General features: G+C 68.4%; 7 protein-coding genes. 6 read left to right on the plus strand and 1 reads right to left on the minus strand.

The window, feature by feature from the left end; all coding sequences use genetic code 11:
* The first annotated feature begins 27 nt into the window (after window positions 1-27).
* On the plus strand, window positions 28-1,911 hold the full coding sequence (locus ACWDRB_RS46130; RefSeq protein ID WP_449905138.1) for an ArnT family glycosyltransferase: 1,884 nt from the start codon (window positions 28-30) through the stop codon (window positions 1,909-1,911).
* Here the strand turns inward: ACWDRB_RS46130 and ACWDRB_RS46135 are convergent.
* Window positions 1,898-2,305 carry a nuclear transport factor 2 family protein gene (locus ACWDRB_RS46135; protein ID WP_350733423.1) on the minus strand — a complete coding sequence of 136 codons (408 nt, stop codon included), beginning with the start codon at window positions 2,303-2,305 and terminating at the stop codon, window positions 1,898-1,900. The genes ACWDRB_RS46130 and ACWDRB_RS46135 overlap by 14 nt on opposite strands.
* 90 nt (window positions 2,306-2,395) lie before the next feature.
* On the opposite strand from ACWDRB_RS46135, the gene ACWDRB_RS46140 reads away from it, so the two are divergent.
* From ACWDRB_RS46140 to rpoB, 5 genes are all read left to right on the plus strand, one after another.
* On the plus strand, window positions 2,396-2,962 hold the full coding sequence (locus ACWDRB_RS46140) for a TetR/AcrR family transcriptional regulator (protein ID WP_397369256.1): 567 nt from the start codon (window positions 2,396-2,398) through the stop codon (window positions 2,960-2,962).
* Between the two features lie 97 nt (window positions 2,963-3,059).
* The gene (locus ACWDRB_RS46145) at window positions 3,060-4,061 is read left to right on the plus strand and encodes an ABC transporter ATP-binding protein (RefSeq protein ID WP_355204539.1); all 1,002 of its coding nucleotides are present in this window, start codon (window positions 3,060-3,062) and stop codon (window positions 4,059-4,061) included.
* Between the two features lie 195 nt (window positions 4,062-4,256).
* Window positions 4,257-4,757, plus strand: a complete 501-nt coding sequence (locus tag ACWDRB_RS46150) for a hypothetical protein (protein WP_449905141.1) — start codon at window positions 4,257-4,259, stop codon at window positions 4,755-4,757.
* Window positions 4,758-4,773: 16 nt separating this feature from the next.
* The gene (locus ACWDRB_RS46155) at window positions 4,774-5,271 is read left to right on the plus strand and encodes a hypothetical protein (RefSeq protein ID WP_449905143.1); all 498 of its coding nucleotides are present in this window, start codon (window positions 4,774-4,776) and stop codon (window positions 5,269-5,271) included.
* A 436-nt stretch (window positions 5,272-5,707) separates the two neighbouring features.
* Window positions 5,708-8,503 (plus strand): DNA-directed RNA polymerase subunit beta (gene rpoB / locus ACWDRB_RS46160; RefSeq protein ID WP_449905145.1); only part of this gene is annotated, 2,796 nt, incomplete at its 3' end.

Consider the following 8,503-nt stretch of genomic DNA (forward strand, 5'->3'; position numbering starts at 1 on the left):
CGAAGCGGCTTGCCTAGCGTGCGAGCTGTGGTTACCGAAGCGAAGTCCCGTTGGGCGCTGACCGCCCTGCTCATAGGCACCGGAGTGCTCTACATCTGGGGGCTCGGCGCCTCCGGGTGGGCAAATTCGTTCTATTCGGCGGCCGTTCAGGCGGGCAGTCAGAGCTGGACGGCGTTCTTCTTCGGGTCCTCCGACGCCGCGAACGCGATAACCGTCGACAAGACGCCCGCCTCCTTGTGGCCGATGGCGCTCAGCGTGCGGCTGTTCGGGCTCAATTCCTGGGCCATTCTCATTCCTCAGGCGCTCATGGGCGTCGGCACTGTGGCGCTGGTGTACGCGTCCGTGCGCAGGCTGACCAACGTCTGGGCCGGGCTGCTGGCCGGGGCCGTGATGGCGTTGACGCCGGTGGCCGTGTTGATGTTCAGGTTCAACAACCCCGACGCGCTGCTGGTGCTGCTGCTGACGGCGGCCGGGTACTGCGTGGTGCGGGCGCAGGAACGCGGGGCCACGCGGTGGCTGGTGCTGGCGGGGGCGGCGATCGGGTTCGCGTTCCTGGCGAAGATGTTGCAGGCGTTCCTGGTGTTGCCGGGGTTCGCCCTGGTTTATCTCGTCACGGCGACGGTGCCATTCTGGCGGCGGATGTGGCAGTTGTCGCTGGCCGGTGTGGCCATGGTGGTCTCGGCCGGGTGGTGGGTGCTGGCGGTGGCGCTGGTGCCGGCCTCCGAGCGGCCCTACATCGGAGGTTCCCAGACCAACAGCGTGCTGGAGCTGGCGCTCGGCTACAACGGGATCGGGCGGCTCAACGGCGGTGACTACGGCGGGCTGGGCAACCTGAACCAGCAGGCCGGGTGGCTGCGGCTGTTCGACACCGAGGCGGGCGGGCAGATCGCCTGGCTGCTTCCGGCGGCGCTGGTGCTCCTGGCCGCCGTCACCTGGGTCACCCGGCGGGCGCCGCGGGTCGATCCGGTCCGGGCCGCCACCTGGGTCTGGGGGAGCTGGCTGATCGTGACCGGGCTGGTCTTCAGCCTGATGCAGGGCATCTTCCACGCGTACTACACCGTGGCCCTGGCTCCGGCGATCGCCGTGCTGGTGGGCATGGGGGCGGCCGTCCTGTGGGAGCGGCGGGCGTACCGGCCGCTGGCGGTGATCACGGCCGGCACTGCCGTGTGGTCGTACGTGCTGCTGTCGCGCAGCGCGGAGTGGAACTCCTGGCTGGGCTTGGTCGTGCTGGTGGCGGGGCTGGGGGCGGCCCTGGCGATGTTGTTCGCGCGCCGGGCCCTGGTCGTGGTGGCCGTCGCCGTGGTGGCGTGCCTGGCGTCCCTGGCGGGTCCGGCCGCGTACGCGGTGGACACGGCCTCGTCGGCGCACACCGGAGCCATTCCGACGGCGGGGCCCTCCACCGGTGGCAGGGGCTTCGGCGGGCCCGGCGGGTTCGGTGGCGGCGGCCAGCAGTTCCGGCGGATGCCCGGGAACGGCCCGTCAGCCGGCCGGGCGGCGTTCCAGGCGCCGCCCGGTGGCCGGGGGATGGGGCGGGGCGGCATGGGCGGGCTGCTCAACGCGGGCACTCCGGCCGCCGAGCTGACCGCGCTGCTGAAGACGGACGCCTCCGCGTACACGTGGGTGGCGGCGACGGTGGGCTCCAACAGCGCGGCCGGCTACCAGCTCGCCGCCGGCGCGCCGGTGATGGCGGTGGGCGGCTTCAACGGCACCGACCCCGCGCCGACGCTGGAGCAGTTCAAGCAGTACGTCGCCGAGAAGAAGATCCATTACTTCATCGGCACGGGGATGGGGATGGGCGGCCGCAGCACGGGCGGCAGCGACGACGCGGCCCGGATCGCGGCCTGGGTGCAGGAGACCTTCACCGCCACCACCGTGGGAGGGACGACGGTCTTCGACCTCACGCAGGCTTGAGCGAGGCGGCGGCGGCGCGGACCTGGGTGACGGCGCCGGTGTCCATGTAGTCCCTGGTGTGGATGATCAGGCCGTTCCTGATCCTGAGCACGAGCAGGCCCGGGACGGTGATCGACTGCCCGGCGACCGTGACGAACGTGTCCTGCTCCACCAGCACGACCTCCGGGTCGGTCGCCTGGTGGAGCGAGACGCGCCGTACCTCGTCGGGCTTGAACGGCATCGCGCCCCACATCGCCCGGTACCCGGCGCGGATCTCCTCCCTCCCCTTGAACGGCGCCAGCCCCCCGAACGGGAACTCGTGCAGCGCGTCCTCCGCGTAGAGGTCGGCCAGTTCGTCGGCGGACTTGTGGAGCATGGCCGCGTGGTAGGCGGTGACGATCTCTTCGATGGACATGGGGAATCCCTCCCGGTTCGCTCAACAGGCGTTGACTCAACGAGCGTAGAGCGAATGGGTGAGGTCGGTCAACGCATGTAGAGTCGGGGCGTGGTCGAGAAGGGGCTTCCGCGGGCCGAGCGGCGGCGCAGGAGCGAGGAGCGGATCCTGGAGTCCGCCAGGGCGCTGTTCGCCGAGGTCGGGTTCGAGCGGGCCACCATCAGGGCCATCGCCAAGCGGGCCGAAGTCGATCCCGCCCTCGTGATGCAGTACTTCGGCAGCAAGCAGGAGCTCTTCCAGCGGGCCGTGCGGGTGGCGCCGGTCGCGCATGGCGCGCTGGGCGCCGACGAGGTGGTCGAGCAGGTGCTCGGCACCCTCGGCCTGAAGCTGGGCGAGCTGCCGCAGAGCTCGCTGGCCATGATGCGGTCCATGCTCACGCACCCCGAGGCGGCCGTCTCGGCGCGCAAGGTGCTGGGTGAGCAGATCGACCGGCTGGCCCAGGTCGTACCGGGCGAGGACGCGAGGCTGCGGGCGGCGCTGATGATGATGATCATGCTCGGCGTGACCGTCGGGCATCAGCTGCTCGACCTCGACGAGCTGCGCGGGGTGCCGCAGGAGGAGATCGCCCGGCTGCTGCGGCCCGGCCTGCAGGCGCTCGCCGGCCCGGAGGGCTCATAACCGCGCCGTAACAAGTTATTGGAACGGGTTCCAATTCGGTCGGCCGCCGTTACGGTTGAGAGGCCCCTGAATACTGCCTGCGATCGGAAGGTGTCCGGTGGGAGTCGAGGTCGTGGTCGACGGGCTGACCAAGTCGTTCGGCCGGCAGGTCATCTGGGAGGACGTCTCGCTCACGCTCCCCGCGGGCGAGATCTCCGTCCTGCTCGGCCCCTCGGGCACCGGGAAGTCGGTCTTCCTCAAGACGCTGGTGGGCCTGCTGCGGCCCGATCGCGGCCACATCTGGATCGACGGCTACGACCTGGCCAACTGCAACGAGAACAAGCTCTACGAGCTGCGCCGGCTGTTCGGGGTGCTCTTCCAGGACGGGGCGCTGTTCGGCTCGCTCAACCTCTACGACAACATCGCCTTCCCGCTGCGCGAGCACACCAAGAAGACCGAGTCGCAGATCCGCCAGATCGTGATGGAGAAGGTGGAGCTGGTCGGCCTGGTCGGCGCGGAGTCCAAGCTGCCCGGGGAGATCTCCGGCGGCATGCGCAAGCGCGCCGGGCTGGCCAGGGCGCTGGTGCTGGACCCGGAGATCATCCTGTTCGACGAGCCAGACTCCGGCCTCGACCCGGTCCGCACCGCGCTGCTCAACCAGACCATCGTCGACCTCAACGCCGAGATCGAGGCGACGTTCCTGATCGTGACGCACGACATCAACACCGCCCGTACGGTCCCCGACAGCATCGGGATGCTGTTCAGGCGCGAGCTGGTCATGTTCGGCCCGCGCGAGATGCTGCTGTCGAGCGACGAGCCGGTGGTCCGGCAGTTCCTCAACGCCAGGAGGCACGGCCCCATCGGCATGTCGGAGGAGAAGGACCTCTCCGAGCTGGAGGCCGAGGCCCAGATGGGGCTCGACCCCGGCGTGCTGCCGCCGATCCCGCCGCAGCTCATGCCGACCGGCAACCGGATCCGTCGCTCGCAGCAGCCGCCGGGGACGTGGCTGGCGGCCAACGGCGTGATCCCGCCGCAGGGGTCGTTCGTCGACGAACGCGGGCGTAACTGGCTGGAGGAGTATCCCCGCCTCGTGAACGCCTACCTCCACGGCGTCCAGTGACCCCCTGACTTCCTGTCAGGTAGGGCGGCGCCAGGCCCTCAGCGGGCAGCTGAGGGCCGCCTGAGGGCATATCGGGGAGATCCGGGCTCGTTGCCCGATTCGTGCCACGTCCTCTACCGTCTCGGTTGGTTCGGGGGCTCCGGCGCGGAGCCGGGGGTTATGATCCGGCGACCGGCTGGGGAAGGGGTGAGTAACGTGGCAGGACTTGCCGCCCGGCCCGCCCGCATCCTGATCGCCGCGCTCAGCGGAGTGCTCGCGGTGCTGGTCGGCCTGGGCGTGTGGATCGCCGCGCAGGCGCGCGAGGAGCAGGGCAGGGCAGGCGACAAGCAGGCGGCGCTCCTGGCGGCGGGGACCCACGCGAAGAACCTGATCTCGCTCGACTACAAGACCGTCGACGCCGACATCAGGCGCATCCTCGACACCTCGACCGGGCCGGCCAGGGCGGAGTACGAGTCCAACGCGGCCAAGCTCAAGTCCACCACGGTCCAGAACAAGGTCATCCAGCACGGCGTGCTGCGTGCCACGGGGCTGGCCTCCTTGGCCGGCACCACGGCCAAGGTGCTGGTCGTGGCCGACGTGGAGATCCGCTGGGACGGCTCCAAGAGCCCGCCGCAGGAGCGGTACTACCGCTGGTCGATGGAGCTGGCCAAGGTCGGCGGCGCCTGGCTGGTGTCCAAGGCGGTGCAGGTGGCATGAGGTGGTGGAGGGCCAGGTGAGGACGGTCACGATCGTGCTGCTGGGGATCCTCGTGGTGGTGGCCGGGGTGCTGGTGCCCACGATGTGGTTCAACCTGCGCGACCTGCGGGCGGCCGACGCGGCCGGGACGCAGGCGATGGCGGCGGCCAAGGAGGTGGCGCCCGATCTGCTCTCCTACGACTACCGGACGGTGGAGGAGGATCTGGCCCGGGCGGGGACGCACACGACCGGGGAACTGACCAAGCACTACAAGGAGCTGACCACGTCCCTGGTGTCCAGGGCCAAGGCGCAGAAGATCGTGCAGACCGTGGCCGTGGCGGGGGCGGCGGTCGAGCGGGCGGCGCCCGATCGCGTAGAGGTTCTGCTGTTCGTGAACACGGGTATGGTCAAGAACGTTCCGGGCGAGGCTGCGCCACAGCAACAGTTCACCCAGAACCGCGCCAGGTTCGTCATGATCCGGCAAGGATCACGCTGGCTGGTGGCCGACCTGTCGACCCTGCTGGGGACCGCCTGACGTCCACGGCGCGCCGCTTCGTTCAATTGTTACCAAAAATCAGGTTTAGCGAAGCCATTGGAGCGGGTATCTCCGTCACAGCTACACCGGTTGTCGGCATGGGTTCGGCCCCCGGTGTGACGGAGCGTTAACCGCCCCCGTTCGCGGGTATCGTCTTGGGCCTGGCGGTAGGCGCCCGGTCACACAGGGGAGAAAACCCAGCGTCCGGGCCCCTAGTCGGCTAAAAGTCGGGCTTGTGGGCTTGACGTTTCCGCCTGAACGGGCGATGCTGCGACCAACGTGGAGCATGAAGCGAGAGCGAAGTGGACAGGCGTGTGCCGTTCGGCTACACTGCCCCTTTGCGCTGCCCTTTGACGACCCGCTCCGCTTGCTCACGTTGCGAGGTTGTCTGGCGTGCGTGTAGTCAGTCCGCCGCGAGCCCTCGGAAGGACATCTGTTGGCAGCCTCGCGCAACGCCTCCGCCGTACCCGCTGGTCCCCGTCGCGTGTCATTCGCGCGCATCCAGGAGCCCCTCGAAGTTCCTGACCTTCTCGCTCTGCAGACCGAGTCGTTCGACTGGCTGCTCGGAAACGAGAAGTGGAAGGCCCGGGTAGAGGCGGCTCGCCAGGCCGGGCGCAAGGACGTCCCGACTCAGTCGGGCCTCGAAGAGATCTTCGAAGAGATCAGTCCGATCGAGGACTTCTCGGGGACCATGTCCTTGTCGTTCCGCGACCACCGATTCGAGCCGCCGAAGTACTCAGTAGATGAGTGCAAAGACAAGGACATGACCTTCTCCGCCCCGATGTTCGTGACGGCGGAGTTCATCAATAACACCACCGGTGAGATCAAGAGCCAGACGGTGTTCATGGGCGATTTCCCGCTCATGACGCCGAAGGGCACGTTCATCATCAACGGCACCGAGCGTGTCGTGGTCTCGCAGCTGGTCCGCTCGCCCGGTGTCTACTTCGAACGCAATGTCGACAAGACGTCCGACAAGGACCTGTTCGGCTGCAAGGTCATCCCGTCGCGGGGTGCCTGGCTGGAGTTCGAGATCGACAAGCGCGACAGCGTCGGTGTGCGCATCGACCGCAAGCGCAAGCAGGCCGTCACGGTGCTGCTCAAGGCGCTGGGCTGGACCAGCGAGCAGATCCTCGAGAAGTTCGGCCAGTACGAGTCGATGCGGGCCACCCTGGAGAAGGACCACACGGCCGGCCAGGATGACGCGCTGCTGGACATCTACCGCAAGCTGCGGCCGGGTGAGCCGCCGACCAAGGAGTCGGCGCAGACCCTGCTGGAGAACCTCTATTTCAACCCCAAGCGGTACGACCTGGCCAAGGTCGGTCGTTACAAGATCAACAAGAAGCTCGGGGTCGACTCGGAGATCTCGCAGGGCACCCTGACCGAGGACGACATCGTCGCCACGATCGAGTACATCGTCCGCCTGCACGCGGGCGAGGAGTCGATGCCGGGTGCCAACGACCGCGAGATCATCGTCGAGGTCGACGACATCGACCACTTCGGCAACCGTCGTCTGCGCAGTGTCGGCGAGCTCATCCAGAACCAGGTCCGCCTGGGCCTGGCCCGTATGGAGCGCGTCGTTCGCGAGCGTATGACCACGCAGGACGTCGAGGCGATCACGCCGCAGACCCTGATCAACATCCGCCCGGTCGTGGCGTCGATCAAGGAGTTCTTCGGCACCTCGCAGCTGTCGCAGTTCATGGACCAGACCAACCCGCTGGCCGGCCTGACGCACAAGCGGCGTCTGTCCGCGCTGGGCCCCGGTGGTCTGTCCCGTGAGCGGGCCGGCTTCGAGGTCCGTGACGTGCACCCGTCCCACTACGGCCGGATGTGTCCGATCGAGACCCCTGAAGGCCCGAACATCGGCCTCATCGGCTCGCTGGCCTCCTACGGCCGGATCAACGCCTTCGGGTTCGTCGAGACGCCTTACCGCAAGGTCGTCGACGGCAAGGTCACCGAGCAGGTCGACTACCTCACGGCCGACGAGGAAGACCGCTACGTCAAGGCGCAGGCCAACACGGTGCTCAACGCCGACGGCTCGTTCGCCGAGCCTCGCGTCCTGGTCCGCACCAAGGGCGGCGAGACCGAGCTCATGCGGGCCGAGGAGGTCGACTACATCGACGTGTCGCCGCGCCAGATGGTGTCGGTGGCCACCGCGATGATCCCCTTCCTCGAGCACGACGACGCCAACCGCGCGCTCATGGGCTCCAACATGCAGAGGCAGTCCGTGCCGCTGCTGAAGAGCGAGTCGCCGCTGGTCGGCACCGGCATGGAATACCGTGCCGCGACCGACGCCGGCGACGTCATCAACGCCGAGAAGGCCGGTGTGGTCGAGGAGGTCTCCGCCGACTACATCACCGTCATGAACGACGACGGCACGCGCACCACCTACCGTGTCGCCAAGTTCAAGCGCTCCAACCAGGGCACCTCGTTCAACCAGAAGCCCATCGTCGCCGAGGGCGACCGGGTGGAGGTCAACCAGGTCATCGCCGACGGTCCCTGCACCGACCAGGGCGAGATGGCGCTGGGCAAGAACCTCCTGGTGGCGTTCATGCCGTGGGAGGGCCACAACTACGAAGACGCGATCATCCTGTCCCAGCGATTGGTGCAGGACGACGTGCTGTCCTCGATCCACATCGAGGAGCACGAGGTCGACGCCCGCGACACCAAGCTGGGCCCCGAGGAGATCACCCGGGACATCCCGAACGTCTCCGAGGAGGTCCTGGCCGACCTCGACGAGCGCGGCATCATCCGCATCGGCGCCGAGGTCGTCCCCGGTGACATCCTGGTCGGCAAGGTCACGCCCAAGGGTGAGACCGAGCTGACGCCGGAGGAGCGGCTGCTGCGCGCGATCTTCGGTGAGAAGGCCCGCGAAGTCCGCGACACCTCGCTGAAGGTGCCGCACGGCGAGCAGGGCAAGGTCATCGGGGTTCGCGTGTTCTCCCGCGAGGAGGGCGACGAGCTGCCTCCGGGTGTGAACGAGCTGGTCCGCGTCTACGTGGCCCAGAAGCGCAAGATCACCGACGGCGACAAGCTGGCCGGCCGGCACGGCAACAAGGGCGTCATCTCCAAGATCCTGCCCGTCGAGGACATGCCGTTCCTGGAGGACGGCACGCCGGTCGACATCATCCTCAACCCGTTGGGCGTGCCCGGCCGGATGAACGTCGGCCAGGTGCTGGAGACCCACCTGGGGTGGATCGCCGCCCGCGGCTGGGACATCTCCGGCGTCGCCGAG

It is taken from the genome of Nonomuraea sp. NPDC003707, from assembly GCF_053587055.1.

Excerpts from the sequence above, each read along its gene's own strand:
- ACWDRB_RS46135 (WP_350733423.1), bottom strand. The coding sequence starts at position 2,305 with ATGTCCATCGAAGAGATCGTCACCGCCTACCACGCGGCCATGCTCCAC.